This window comes from Rufibacter latericius (assembly GCF_003721515.1).
Classification (GTDB): Bacteria; Bacteroidota; Bacteroidia; order Cytophagales; family Hymenobacteraceae; genus Nibribacter; species Nibribacter latericius.
On the sequence record NZ_RJJD01000008.1, the window covers coordinates 121,144 to 134,032 of the forward strand.

At 51.2% G+C, this 12,889-nt stretch carries 14 protein-coding genes; 6 read left to right on the top strand and 8 right to left on the bottom strand.

Going from position 1 to position 12,889, the window contains the following annotated elements; translation table 11 throughout:
* The first annotated feature begins 10 nt into the window (after window positions 1–10).
* Window positions 11–772: a hypothetical protein gene (locus tag EFB08_RS12505; RefSeq protein ID WP_123127303.1), complete on the top strand. Its 762-nt coding sequence runs from the start codon at window positions 11–13 to the stop codon at window positions 770–772.
* Window positions 773–852: 80 nt separating this feature from the next.
* Here the strand turns inward: EFB08_RS12505 and EFB08_RS12510 are convergent, their stop codons facing one another.
* Entirely contained in the window at window positions 853–1,425 is a 573-nt protein-coding gene (locus tag EFB08_RS12510) for a histidine phosphatase family protein (RefSeq protein ID WP_123127304.1), read from the bottom strand.
* A 635-nt stretch (window positions 1,426–2,060) separates the two neighbouring features.
* On the opposite strand from EFB08_RS12510, the gene EFB08_RS23520 reads away from it, so the two are divergent.
* A complete protein-coding gene (locus EFB08_RS23520; protein ID WP_165864883.1) occupies window positions 2,061–2,753 on the top strand; it encodes a porin family protein in 693 nt (230 codons plus the stop codon).
* Window positions 2,754–2,906: 153 nt separating this feature from the next.
* On the opposite strand, the gene EFB08_RS12520 is transcribed toward EFB08_RS23520, so the two are convergent.
* Entirely contained in the window at window positions 2,907–3,308 is a 402-nt protein-coding gene (locus EFB08_RS12520) for a c-type cytochrome (RefSeq protein ID WP_123127306.1), read from the bottom strand.
* Window positions 3,305–4,759 carry a PQQ-dependent sugar dehydrogenase gene (locus EFB08_RS12525; RefSeq protein WP_123127307.1) on the bottom strand — a complete coding sequence of 485 codons (1,455 nt, stop codon included), beginning with the start codon at window positions 4,757–4,759 and terminating at the stop codon, window positions 3,305–3,307. Before EFB08_RS12525 ends, EFB08_RS12520 begins: the two co-directional genes overlap by 4 nt.
* A 128-nt stretch (window positions 4,760–4,887) precedes the next feature.
* On the opposite strand from EFB08_RS12525, the gene EFB08_RS12530 reads away from it, so the two are divergent.
* On the top strand, window positions 4,888–5,235 hold the full coding sequence (locus tag EFB08_RS12530) for a transmembrane 220 family protein (RefSeq protein WP_123127308.1): 348 nt from the start codon (window positions 4,888–4,890) through the stop codon (window positions 5,233–5,235).
* Between the two features lie 63 nt (window positions 5,236–5,298).
* On the opposite strand, the gene EFB08_RS12535 is transcribed toward EFB08_RS12530, so the two are convergent.
* The 3 genes from EFB08_RS12535 to EFB08_RS12545 are packed head-to-tail and all read right to left on the bottom strand — an operon-like array spanning window position 5,299 to window position 7,490.
* Entirely contained in the window at window positions 5,299–5,835 is a 537-nt protein-coding gene (locus EFB08_RS12535) for a GNAT family N-acetyltransferase (RefSeq protein ID WP_123127309.1), read from the bottom strand.
* A 3-nt stretch (window positions 5,836–5,838) separates the two neighbouring features.
* On the bottom strand, window positions 5,839–6,366 hold the full coding sequence (gene purE / locus EFB08_RS12540) for a 5-(carboxyamino)imidazole ribonucleotide mutase (RefSeq protein ID WP_123127310.1): 528 nt from the start codon (window positions 6,364–6,366) through the stop codon (window positions 5,839–5,841).
* Window positions 6,363–7,490: a 5-(carboxyamino)imidazole ribonucleotide synthase gene (locus EFB08_RS12545; protein ID WP_123127311.1), complete on the bottom strand. Its 1,128-nt coding sequence runs from the start codon at window positions 7,488–7,490 to the stop codon at window positions 6,363–6,365. The genes purE and EFB08_RS12545 overlap by 4 nt, the downstream gene beginning before the upstream one ends.
* Window positions 7,491–7,788: 298 nt before the next feature.
* Here EFB08_RS12545 and EFB08_RS12550 point away from each other — a divergent pair, with 298 nt between their 5' ends.
* From EFB08_RS12550 to hemE, 3 genes are all read left to right on the top strand, one after another.
* Window positions 7,789–8,253 (top strand): hypothetical protein, encoded by a 465-nt coding sequence (locus EFB08_RS12550; protein ID WP_123127312.1) that lies wholly within the window; start codon window positions 7,789–7,791, stop codon window positions 8,251–8,253.
* Window positions 8,254–8,341: 88 nt separating this feature from the next.
* Window positions 8,342–8,959 (top strand): MarC family protein, encoded by a 618-nt coding sequence (locus EFB08_RS12555; RefSeq protein WP_123127313.1) that lies wholly within the window; start codon window positions 8,342–8,344, stop codon window positions 8,957–8,959.
* Between the two features lie 152 nt (window positions 8,960–9,111).
* Window positions 9,112–10,143, top strand: a complete 1,032-nt coding sequence (hemE, locus tag EFB08_RS12560) for a uroporphyrinogen decarboxylase (RefSeq protein WP_123127314.1) — start codon at window positions 9,112–9,114, stop codon at window positions 10,141–10,143.
* Between the two features lie 349 nt (window positions 10,144–10,492).
* Here the strand turns inward: hemE and EFB08_RS12565 are convergent, their stop codons facing one another.
* Window positions 10,493–11,524 carry a bifunctional heptose 7-phosphate kinase/heptose 1-phosphate adenyltransferase gene (locus tag EFB08_RS12565; protein WP_123127315.1) on the bottom strand — a complete coding sequence of 344 codons (1,032 nt, stop codon included), beginning with the start codon at window positions 11,522–11,524 and terminating at the stop codon, window positions 10,493–10,495.
* A 106-nt stretch (window positions 11,525–11,630) separates the two neighbouring features.
* A complete protein-coding gene (locus tag EFB08_RS12570; RefSeq protein ID WP_123127935.1) occupies window positions 11,631–12,839 on the bottom strand; it encodes a pyridoxal phosphate-dependent aminotransferase in 1,209 nt (402 codons plus the stop codon).
* Between the last annotated feature and the right edge of the window lie 50 nt (window positions 12,840–12,889).

Below are 12,889 nucleotides of genomic sequence, written 5' to 3' on the forward strand. Positions count from 1 at the left end.
TCTTACTGTCATGAAAGCAAACTATTTATTTCTCGCCCAACTGGGGTTTGCCGCCCTGAGTATTCTGTGCCTGGCCCTGCTATTAGCCGGCACCCGCCACACGTTCCTGCGGATGGGCTTCTCCACGGCTCAGGCCTCTAAGAAAACCTGGATTATTGGCGGATTGCTCACCGGTTGGCTCTTGCTGGTCAGTTTCCTGGCTCTGAGCGGCTTAACTTCCAACTTCGACATCGCACCCCTGAACATGGCTCCGGCTTTGCTTCCGCCTCTAGTTGCGGTGCTGATGATTACGTTTCACCCTGGAACCCAGAACTTCCTCCGGCATTTACCTCCGGCGGGTTTGCTTTATCTTCAGGCCTTCAGAATACCGGTGGAGATTTTCCTGTGGTGGCTGTTCCTGGCGAATGCAATACCAGAGCGCTTGACGTTTGAAGGCCGGAACTGGGATATCCTGTCAGGCCTTTTCGGGCCGGTTTTCGCGGTACTTTGCTATGCTGGTCACCGGTACAACCCAAAACTGGCGATGCTTTATCACTTGTTGGGCCTGGGACTGCTCCTTAACATTGTGGCCAACGGCTTGCTCACGTTGCCCACTCCGGTTCAGGTGTTCTTTGATAAGCCCGGCGCCACCATCCTTACTACTTTTCCGGTAATGCTGCTCCCGGCTTTCCTGGTGCCGCTGGCCTATACCCTTCACTTCTTTTCCCTCCGGCAAGCGGCGTTGGAGAGAAAAGAAACCGCACCACATCAGCCCAAAACAGTCACCGCTTAATGCACGGCTTCTTTTCTTAGTAATCCACTCGCTTTCTGTTTCAAGGCTAATTTCCTTAAAAAAGGCTCAAAACGGCAGGTTCATTTCTCCAGTTGGGTTACGCCCACGTAGCCTCGGCCACCGTCCCGCACTACTTTCCAGCCGCGCTTCTTTAGGGCTCGTTTGATGAATTCGTTCAGGAAACCGTGTGCTACCAAAACGGCCAGACCTTGAACTTCAGCTTCGCGCACTAGATGTTCAGCAGCCTGGTCTGCGCGAACTTTGGCCTGCCGGAAGCTTTCAATGTCTTTTTGGTTCATCCCCAGCAGCCACAAAATCCGGGAGGTTACCTGCCACCACTTCAAAGGAAACTTCCCCAATGGCAAGCCCCAGATGCGGTTCTCAAACTCCTTGAAGGTGGCGTCTTCTAGGAGTTCCACCTCTGCGCCAAACAACATGAGCGCGGTGGTTTTGGCGCGGGGCAGGGTACTGCAGAAAACCCGCTTGATGCGGGCCAGAGGCAGGTGCTCACTGCGCTCAATGATCTTCTCCACTTCCGCCACATTATAGTCCTGCATGTACTGCTCTGCCTGGGCTTTCGTGAAAAAGCCCTTCTGGTTGATGAGGGGCCGGGCGTGACGGATGAGGTAAATGTGCACAGGTGGGGTTAACATATAATAATGACAATTACTTGAAGTACTCGGCTACGATTCTCCTAAAATTATACTTATTGAAGTTTACGGGTTATTTATACCTTTGTATGCTATCCAATATTTAAATGAAAAAAACTTTACTATCCCTCTTTTTACTGCTTGGCAGCCTTTCTGTTTTAGCCCAACATAATTTCAAACCGGGCTATATCATCCAACAAAATGATACAATCTGGGGGCTGGTTGATCATAAAGGAGATCGTCTAAGCGGGTCAAAAGTAAATTTCAAAAAATCAGAAAGTGCCTCAATTGAAACATTCAGCCCTTTACAGATTGAAGGCTACGGCCTTAAGGAAGGGTTTAAGTATGAGACCAGGCAAGTAGCTACGGGAGACAGTACTAAGACCCATTTTTTCACCCTTTTGGTAAAGGGAAAAGCTAGTCTTTACTCCTTCCGGGACAAGGACTCTAAAGATCACTTTTACCTGCTTAAAAACGATTCATTACAGGAACTTATCTCTTACTCGGTATCGGAAGAACGGCAAGGCCGAAAGGTGCTGGTCCCTTACCATTTGTACCGGGGAACCTTGAACCAAGCCTTTAAAGATTGCCCTGCTGAGATGGCAGGTACCAGGGGACTTCCTTTTACCCAAAAAGCCTTGATAAACCTTGTTGTGCGCTACAACCAATGTAGCAACCCCGCCTCCTTGACCTATGTGGAAACCCCCACAAAATCCATTTTCACTTGGGGCATTGTAGCGGGAGGCTCCACTTCTACGCTTCAGGTGAAGGGAGGCCCTTCAATCCAAAACCAGGACCAGAGGCTCACCTCTTCTTTTGTACCCGCGGTTGGTTTATTTGTAAATAGCACCCTGCCTTGGATTAACCCAAAGCTGTCTTTGCAGGTTGAACTGCAGTATACCCGTAACCAATACGCCAAAAGTTTTTCAGAACAGGTAAACACCTTCAGAAGAGACTATGATTTGGCTTTAGACCTTCATTATGTGAAACTTCCCATTCTGGCACGGTATTCATTCCCAATCAAGAAAATCAATCCGTTTCTGAGTGCCGGTTTCATTAACTCTTACGCTGTTAAGTTTACCCAGGAACTCACTACCACCAGTTCCAATTCAGTACAGGAAAACACCTCTGTCAAGAAGGAATCCTACATGGAAGATTTCAGGAAGTACGCTCAGAGCTTTGCAGTTGGAGGCGGTGTCCTCTTCCCTATTTCGTCCAACCACCAACTTTCAGTGGAAGGAAGATATGAGAAAGGAAACGGGTTCTCAAAAATCACCACGATAGGCACTACCACAGACCAGTTCTACTTTTTGCTTGGCATCTCTTTCTAAAAACGAGAATACTTAGGTCCATAGAAGCAAGAATCCGTTTTAAAGCTATCTTTCTGGAAACAGCTTTAAAACGGATTCTTGCTTTTTGCAGTAGATCAACCTCAAAAGCATTTTTCAGCTACAATATTACCCAGCTTATCCCATTCCCGGATTTCATTTAGTAGCAGCTACCGCCTCATTGCCTTTATGCCGCCGAAGCGCTTTCAGGTATACCACCAGTTCATCCATCTGCTCCCGGGAGATCTCGTGTTTCTTGAAAGAAGGCATGCGGCCGATGCCCAGAAAAAAGGCTTTGCTGCGCACCCTGAACCGTAAGGCCACCCCTGGCAGGGGAATGTTGTTGATGGAAGGCCCCAAGCCCGCCTCGCCTAAGGGATGGCACCGATGGCAGTTCTGCATGAACACCACTCGGCCGTTCTCCAGTTGCTGGGTCTGCACCGTCAAAGGTCCCATGATGGGTTCGCTGCGCCGGGCTGTGCCGCAGCTGCTTAGCACCAGACAAAGTCCGCAAACGACTGCCTTAAGGATTCTGTATTTTTTGGGAAGCTGTCTCATTTGGCTGCGGTTTTCGTGATTTTCCAAATAACCCCTGTCTTCTGTTTCGGCGCGGGTCCCTTCTCGGTCATGGGCATGATCCCGAAATCTACCACATACAACTCGGTACCGGCGGGGTTGAACTTTACGGAGATGGGTCTTTCCAGGCCGCCGTTTTTCATGATGGAGGCAGGTCCGTTGGTCTTGCTTTTGTTCACAGCGAAATCTTCCACCACGCCGTTACTAGTATTCACCCGCACTACCTTGAAACCAATGGGTCCGTAGGCATGGCCTACTTCGGGGGTCATATCGCCAAACTGGGCAATAAACGCCTCACCCACGTGCCCGAAACCGGCGTTGCGGGAAAAGTCCAGTCCGTTGGAGGAGGAATGCACGCCAAGAATAGCGGCGGGTTTAGGAGGTGTACCCGGGTGTTTGGCCAACAGGAATTTGGGGTCATCATGCGGCGTTTTGTAGTCATCTGAGGCCATGGGCTGACCGTTGGCGAAATCGGGCCAGCCGAACCATTGCCCGGGTTGCACGGCCCACAGAACATCGCCGGCACCGTATCCCGGCCGACTTCCGCGGGTATCATAGCCGTTATCGGTGACGTAGAGCTGCCCGTTTTGCGAGAAAGCCAATCCGTAGGGGTTGCGCAATCCCCACGCCACCAGTTCTAAAGGCCCACCCTGCAAGGGTACCCTAAAAATAGCCCCTGAACAAGGAATGGCACCTTTGATGGTCTGGTTAGGCGTGCTGGGTGTCCCGAAAGGCAGGTAGGCGCCGGTCGTGACTTCGTCTTTGTCGTCCTCAGTCAGGGGATTGTAGGTGGTGAAGTTCTGCCCCGTCAGGACGATGTCTTCGCAGGGAATATCGTGGAAAGAAGGATTGCGTTTAAGCCAGCCGTAATGGTAGTTATCTGTGCCTACTACGCCCGAGTTGGTGGCCGTTCCCTGCCCGAAGTACAGGTAACCGTCTTGCCCTACCACGGGAGCATCGGTGTGGTGGTCGCCCATACTGGGGAGATTTTCCACTAGGCGGGTGATCTGGCCTGCTTTTGAGATCTTCAGGATACGGCCGCCTTCCAGTTCTCCACCTTCAGACACATAAAAGAATCCGTTGTGGTAAGCGGCGCCCGTCCAGGGTCCGTTTTTGTCTCCGGCGGCAATTTGGGTAGTGGAGCCGTCTGGGTTCAGGCGCAGAAGTTTGGGAGGCAACCAGATTTCGCCGTAGGCATAACCGGCTTCGGTCACGTAAGGCGTACCCTGCTCGTCAAAAGTGATGCCCGTGGGATAGGTTAGATTGCTGGTGACGGGTTCAATGGTGTACCCGGCGGGCAAGGCTACATCTTGGGGCTGCAGGCTGCGGGTTAAAGGCTCAAAGCTTTTGGGTCCGCCATAGTGGCCTTTTAGCTTGTAACACCCGGAAAACAACAGCAAGGCAAAAGGAAGGACGCGGAAAAGTATCTTCATAGGCATTTTACAGGAAAGACTCTTTCCTAAATACCACTTGCAAAGAAAAGGGTTGCCTTTGCACCTTCCCAAGAAACTTTTACTTTAGTAAAGAATTTTAGAAAGGGGGAAAATTGCCCCAAACTCCTATGAGACTCCGTGTTATTCTGCTGCTTGTACTGATGTTGATGTTTGTGCTATTTGCCTTGGTGCAATGGAATGACCCAGACCCTGAAATCTGGGTTCCGGTGTACCTATCGGCAGCGGTGTTGTGCTTTCTGGCCTACAAAAGGAAACTCTTCAGGTGGGTGTACGCGGTGGCTTTCCTGGCTTTCTCGGTGGGGGCATTTATGCTCTGGCCTCCCGTTTACCAAGGCATCACCATGGACATGAGCCACTCTCCGGGCATTGAAGAGGCGCGGGAATCATTAGGACTCCTTATCTGCGCCCTGGCCATGGCCTATTGCTTTATTTTGGAGTGGAAATACCGAGCCTAGGCAAAGAAAGCCTTCTGGGTTTTGGGCCTGTTTTAGCAAATCAGTGCTAAATCCAGCGAGAGGCTAGGTTGGGTCCTGGAGGTAAACAGATTTATACAATTGACCTTTCATCGCCTCGAATTCGTTAGCCTTTAGAAAATTTGGAGAAGACATGAGTTGTAATTTTACCCATGGCTTGTTTTCCTCATAAGGAGGTTGCCAATATTCAAAAGGGTTGAGGTGAAAACCGGCACGCTCATAAAAACTGATCCGGCGTTTGGCTGTATCGGTGAGCGGAGGCTCCACTTCCAGAATTGAAATTGGGGAAGATTTTTTTATCAGATGTTGCAGGGCTTCCTGGCCTACTCCTTTCCCCCGTAAGTTTGGCAGTATGGCAAAGTGCTCCAGAAAAGTAACCCCTGGCAGGTGCCAAATCCCGAACAATCCCGCGAATTCATCTAGATAAAGTATAGAAGCAAATTGATAAGCCGGATTACCGAGCAAGTTCCTTTGCTGGTGTAAGGAACGCCGCTCCTCCACCGGAAAAGCCTCTTCATACAAAGCCCACGCCCAAGAGAACTCGGGCGTGGCAGTATTTAGTATAGGCTCTAGTGAAAGCAAAGGCTAGTCCATTTCCAGGTCGCCGCGGCGGAGTTGCTCCACAGAGCGCATCACTTTGTCACGTTGGGTAGCGCGGTGTTTCTCCAGGGCATCTGCCACTACGGCATTGGTGCTTCCAAGAATCTGGGCGGCCAGAATTCCTGCGTTGGTAGCGCCGTTCAGAGCAACGGTAGCCACCGGCACCCCAGACGGCATCTGCAGGATGGAAAGAATGGAATCCCAACCGTCAATGGAGTTGCTTGATTTTACCGGAACCCCAATGACCGGCAACGTGGTCAGGGCAGCCACCATGCCCGGCAAGTGGGCGGCCCCGCCAGCTCCGGCAATGATCACTTTCAGGCCTTTCTTGCGGGCACCTTCGGCGTACTCCAGCATGCGGTGGGGCGTGCGGTGCGCCGAAACGATGGTTACTTCAAACGGGACGTTCAGTTGTTCCAGGATATCGGCAGCGCCTGACATCACTTTCAGGTCTGACTGACTGCCCATGATAATGCCTACGAGGGCCGTGCTTTGCTCAGGAGTTTGGCTCATGCAATGATTTTTAAGCGGTTCTTGATGGTATCTGCTTTTTGTTTTACTTCTTCAATGGTTGGGGCCAGCACCGTTAAATGGCCCATTTTCCGAAAAGGGCGCGTAAACTTCTTCCCGTATAAATGGATGTGCACGCCGGGCTCCTGCAACGTAGCTTCTAACCCTTCATACACCGCCTCGCCGGAATAACCGGCCTCGCCTAAGAGGTTGACCAACACGGCCGGGCAATGAGGCTCGGTGTCGCCTAAAGGCAACCCAAGAATGGCGCGCAAATGCTGCTCAAACTGTGAGGTGGCGTTGGCTTTCATGGTATGGTGCCCGCTGTTATGCGGACGCGGCGCAACCTCGTTCACCAAAATCTGTCCGTCACGGGTCACAAACATCTCCACGGCCAGCAGCCCTACAATATCCAGGGCAGTGGTTACGTGCGTGGCAATCTCAATGGCCATGCGCTGTAGTTTGTAGGCAATTTGAGCGGGTGCGAGCAGATAATCAACCAGGTTGTGGGCCGGGTGCATAACCTGTTCCACCACCGGGAACGCTTTCACCTCGCCTTGCACGTTTCGGGCGCAAATCACCGAGATCTCAGTTTCAAACTCCACCAGTTTCTCCAGTACCGTGGGTGCCTGGAAGGCCTTCTGGAAATCATCGGAAGAAGCGATTCTCGTTACACCGTTTCCGTCATAGCCGCCGCGGCGGAGTTTCTGGAAAGCGGGCATGAAATCCTGGTTCTTCTCTAATTCAGAGGCATCTTGCAGCAACCGGAAATCAGAAGTAGGAATACTGTGCTTCTGGAAGAACTCTTTTTGCAGGCCTTTGTCCTGAATGGTCTGCAGCGAGGCAGGCTTGGGATATACGTGAACTCCTTCCCTTTCCAGGGCAAACAGCGCCTCCACGTTCACGTGCTCAATCTCAATGGTGACGTGCGTACACTTTTTCCCGAACGCGTAGACCGTGTCATAGTCTTTGAAATCACCGTGCACAAATTCCTCGCAGAGGTGACGGCAAGGCGCGTGTTCATCGGGGTCCAGGACCAACGTATAGAGGTTGAAGTCAAGGCCAGCCTGTAGCAACATGCGGCCCAGTTGGCCTCCCCCCAGAATACCTAATTTTATATTGTTCATCTTTGCTGAAATCACAAGTAAAAGAAACAGCGGTGACCTGAAAGGGACCTGTGCTGCCCGAGCCCCAAATCTCTCAGTTATGCGGGTAAGCTACAAGTTTTGCGGCAGCAAGAAGCAGATTTTCTTTCAGGTTTATCTTTTTCTGGTGAAAGAACTCCTTCTGGAAAAACATTTTCAAGAATAATCCTCTTCAAAAATGGCTCATTTTGCCAAAATTACCCTTTAAATACATAAAGTTTAAAGAATCTTACAGCATCTTCTTTGCAGGAAATAAAATAGTATTAATTTTACTAAATCTATGAATACTTCCTACAGGCTTTTATTGCTGGAAGATGACCAAACACTGGCTGGTTCACTTGTCCAAGCGTTAAATAAACAAAATCAATACGCCCAACGGGTGGAAATTCAGGCGCTCAGCTATGAGACCTTCGAGAACCAGTTTGGCATGGGCCGAAACTCTACCCGTGAGCTAATTATCCTTGGCGGCAGGGCTTCCCTGGGCTATGAACCCGATGAGCAATTGCTTAAATCATTGGTTTCGCGGCTGGAAAGAGCCCATCTCTTTATCCTGACCCCTGCTGTATCCGGAAAAGAAATACTGAACCTCTGGCAACCGGGCGTAAGCGGTGTTTTGGAACGCAATGAACAAGCTCATTTTGGCTTGATCAAGGCCATTCTGCGGTTGCAGTTGGTGCAGCAAAAGCGGACCTACGCTCCTCCTAAGCCCAAATCGGCTGGTATATGGCACCGGATTTTCGCGTAACCAGGAGCTTTCTGCCCCAACCGGCGGGTTCCTTTCAAACTTCCCTGAGGTGTACGTAATTTCCTGAATTTCCGTATTATTGGACCCAATGGAAATTCTACTCGCAACCTTTTCGGCTTTGTTTTCGGTGGTGAATCCGTTTGGGGCCATGCCGGTGTTCCTGACACTCACGCACGATGACTCGCCCAAGCACCGGAACCAGCAGGCTTTTCGGGCTTGTCTGTACATGATTTTGATTCTGACGGTGTTCTTTCTGGCCGGGCAAGCCGTGTTGGACTTTTTCGGGCTCAGGATTCATGACCTCAGGATCGCGGGCGGCATCATGATCATGCGGGCGGGTTTGGACCTGCTCAACCCCAAAGGCGAGGACGGTAAGAAAATGTCTAAAGACGTAGTGGCCGAGGGTGTGGAGAAAGAAGACATTTCGTTCACGCCGCTGGCCATGCCCCTCCTTTCGGGTCCGGGTTCCATTGCGGTAGTCATCAGCCTTTTCACCAAATCGCTCACGTTCCTGGACATGGGTCTCACCATTCTAGGCATCATCCTCCTGGGAGCGGTAAGTTACATCATCCTGCTTTTTTCGCCACGCCTGATGATTTTCATGGGCAAAGCCGGTCTTGCTGCCCTCACCAAGATCATGGGATTCATTGTTTTATCCCTTGGCGTAAGTTTCATTGTGACCGCTTTGCTGGCGTTATTCAAGTAATTCCTTCCAGCCTTAGGTAGCCGTTATTTTAGGCCTGTTTTCCGGAAATGGGCTCTAAAACAACCATTATCTATTGACATCACTCCTTATTTTTCTGACCCAGAACTCCAGACTCAGAACTCAGGACTCATTATTTGCCTTATCTTTGCGCCATGCAATTAAAGAACGACTTGCTCCTGCGTGCCGCCATGGGGCAGCCTACTGAACGAACTCCTGTGTGGCTTATGCGTCAGGCAGGCCGTATTTTACCGGAATACCGCGCCGTGCGCGAGCGTCTTTCCGGTTTCAAGGAACTGGTGGAAACCCCTGAACTGGCCGCCGAGGTCACCATTCAGCCGGTGGATTTGCTGGACGTGGATGCCGCCATTATTTTCTCCGATATCCTGGTAGTGCCCGAGGCCATGGGTTGCACCTACGAGATGATTGAGAAGCGCGGTCCTATTTTCCCCAACACCATCAAGACTGCTGCTGATATAGAAAACGTGCGCGTAGCCGATCCGTACGAGCACCTGAACTACGTGCTGGAGGCCATCAAGGTCACCAAACGCGAACTCAACGGCCGGGTGCCGCTCATCGGGTTTGCTGGTGCTCCCTGGACCATTTTCGCCTACATGGTGGAAGGCAGCGGTTCCAAGACGTTCTCCAAAGCCCGCAAGATGCTTTACGAGGCGCCAGAATTGTCGCATCAACTACTGCGCAAGATCACCCATACTACCATCGCCTACCTCAAAGCCCAGGTAGAAGCCGGAGCCAACCTCATCCAAATTTTCGATTCCTGGGCAGGCATTTTGCCCCCGGCGCATTACAAAGAATTCTCCTATCGCTATATCGCGGAGATTTGTCAGGCCATCCAAGGGGTGCCCGTAACGGTCTTCGCCAAAGGTGCTTTCTTTTCACTGGCTGATTTCGCCCAACTTGATTGCCAGGTAATAGGCCTTGACTGGAACATGGACGTGAAAGACGCCCGAGCTGCCATCGGGGACGGCAAAACCCTGCAAGGCAACCTGGATCCCTGCGCCCTGTACAATGATTTTGCCGGAGTGAAGCGGGAAACCAACAAAATGCTGGAATCCTTTGGCCCGAACCGCCACATAGCTAACCTGGGCCACGGTGTGTACCCAGACACTGATCCCGAGAAGGTGAAATGTTTTATTCAGACGGTGAAAGAGTATAATCACCGGTAACAGTTTCACGCCTGTTTTCCTGAAAACGATATAAAAACGGCCTCCTGCTTATATAAGCAAGAGGCCGTTTCGGTGTTGTATTATCTAGTAACTTCAGACCATGTTGGGTCCAAGTTGAAAACTTGAACCATGCCAATGGGCTAATAGTCCTTATTTGCTGTTGTAAACCTTTACTAATCCAAATACCGCAAGTTTAGCGCAAGCGTAACTTGTGGTTGCCATGGCGGCAAGTTTGCAACTTGCCTGCTGCTACAGCAGCATCCCGAAGACTGCCTGGCAATGGAAGAATGAACGTTATAACCTCCCTGTTTTAAGCTGATCCTCCAAAAATTACCTTAAACAAAGATCCTCAGGTAGTCACTTCAAACGTAGCTAACTCACGTTGCAGCACCTGTGATTTTTGGGCTTCCTGACGGAGTTGCTCTTTATCAATAGGCACCACTCCAACGTGTTCGCAGACCAACCCTCCGCCCAGGTTAGCCAGCTCGGCTAAGGCAGGCAGCGGCAATCCGGCGGCCAAACTCAGGGCGGCGATGCTTACCACCGTATCACCGGCGCCGGAAACATCAGATATGGAGCGGATGTGAGCATCAAGGTAGGTTTTGGTTTGGTCTGAAGCCTGGCAGAAAACCCCTCGTTCTGAAAGGGTGACGAGCACATTCTCCAATTCTAGTTGCTCCTGCAATTGATCCACAGCGGCTTCAAATGATTTTAAATCCGCATCAGCGAAATCTACCTTCAAGCCTTCTTTGAGTTCTTTCAAGTTGGGTTTGAACAGGGTGCTGCCTTTGTAGGACAGGAAGTTCTTTTTCTTGGGATCTATAACCGTGGGCACGCCCGCTTGTTTGGCCAGGGTCAGCAGTTCTTTTATTACCTCGGTACTCAGCACACCTTTATCATAATCCTCGAAGATGACCACGTGGGCAGTGTCCAGCAAGCCTTTAAACCGCTGAACCAACGCCTGACGCTCTGCCGAAGACAAGTCCGTTTCCACTTCAGAATCAATCCGGAGCAGTTGTTGGCCCCCGGAAATGATGCGTTGTTTTACGGTGGTGGGGCGCTCGGAACTCAGCACGATACCCTCGGCGGTCTGGCCCTGTTCCTGCAAGAGTTGAAGCAAGGCTTTTCCATCTGCGTCGTTTCCCACTACTGAGCACAGCAGTGGGGTTGCTCCCATGCTCTGTACATTCAAGGCCACGTTGGCGGCTCCGCCCAGGCGCTGCTCGGTTTTGATGCGGTTCACGATGGGCACCGGTGCCTCGGGCGACAATCTCGTGGACTTTCCCCAGAGGTAGGCGTCAATCATCACATCACCCACAACCAATACCCGCAACTGACCGAAGCGGTTAAATAGAGACGAAACCGTGCGCTGAATGGACATTCAGGAAAATATGTAGGTTAAAAACAAAACATTGGATAAAGCACCTGTTTTGCGGGCGCTTTATCCAATGTAAGGCAAAAGTAACAAGAAAAATCGAGACTCGGTTTTAGCTTAGTTTGGCTAAGCTGGCCTTAATACGCTCCAAGGCTTCAATCAACTTTGCGTCTGAAGCGGCAAAGGAGAACCGGATACACTGCGGCGCGCCAAAGGCCCCACCTTCTACCAACGACACGTGCGCTTCGTTGAGCAGGTACATGGCCAGGTCATTCGCATTCTCAATCTTGATATCGCCGGCCGACTTTCCGAAGAAAGAACTCACATCTGGGAAAATGTAGAATGCGCCCTGTGGCACGTAGGTCTTGATACCAGGAATTTCGTTCATCAGGCTTAATACCAGGTCACGACGGCGCAGGTAAGACGCGCTCATTTCTTCCGCCGAAGCTCTTCCACCTTCCAGAGCTGCCTGGGCGGCTTTCTGAGCAATGGAGCAGGTTCCACTGGTGATTTGGCTCTGCATTTTGTCGCAGGCATCGGCGATGTCTTTGTGCGCCGCGATGTAGCCCACGCGCCAGCCGGTCATGGCATAGCCTTTGGAGAAACCGTTCACGGTGATCACGCGGTCTTTGATGGCCTCAAAACGGGCAAGGCTGTAGTGCTCGCCGGTGAAGTTGATGTACTCATAGATTTCATCAGCGATGACGTGCACTTGCGGATGTTTCTCCAGGATGGCGGCAAACGCGGCTAGTTCGTCTTTGGTAAACACCGAGCCGGTGGGGTTGCAGGGCGAGGAATACATCACCAATTTAGTATTAGGCGTGATGGCGTCCTCCAACTGCTGGGCCGTGATTTTGTAGTCGTTTTCCAGGGGACCCTGCACTGGCACCGGAATACCCTCGGCCAGTTTCACCACTTCCTCGTAGCTCACCCAGTACGGAGAAATGATGATCACCTCATCGCCGGGGTTCACCAGGCACATCACCGCATTGGCGATGGACTGCTTGGCTCCGGTGGAAACCACAATGTTCTCGGGTCCATACTCCAGACCGTTGTCGCGGCGAAGTTTCTCCACGATGGCTTTGCGCAGGTCTGGGTAACCGGCTACCGGCGTATAAAAAGTGTAGCCATCATCAATGGCTTTCTTAGCGGCGTCTTTGATGTACTGAGGCGTCTGGAAATCTGGTTCTCCAAAACTCAGGTTGATCACATCCACCCCTTTGGCTGCCAGTTCCCGGGCTTTTTTGGCCATGGCTATGGTCTGGGACTCGGCAAGGGAGGTAATGCGGTCTGAAAGTGCTTTTTGTTCGGTAGTAATCATCTCTTGAGAAGACATAAGGTGTGAACTCAAAAATAGGTGCTTTTGCTGTT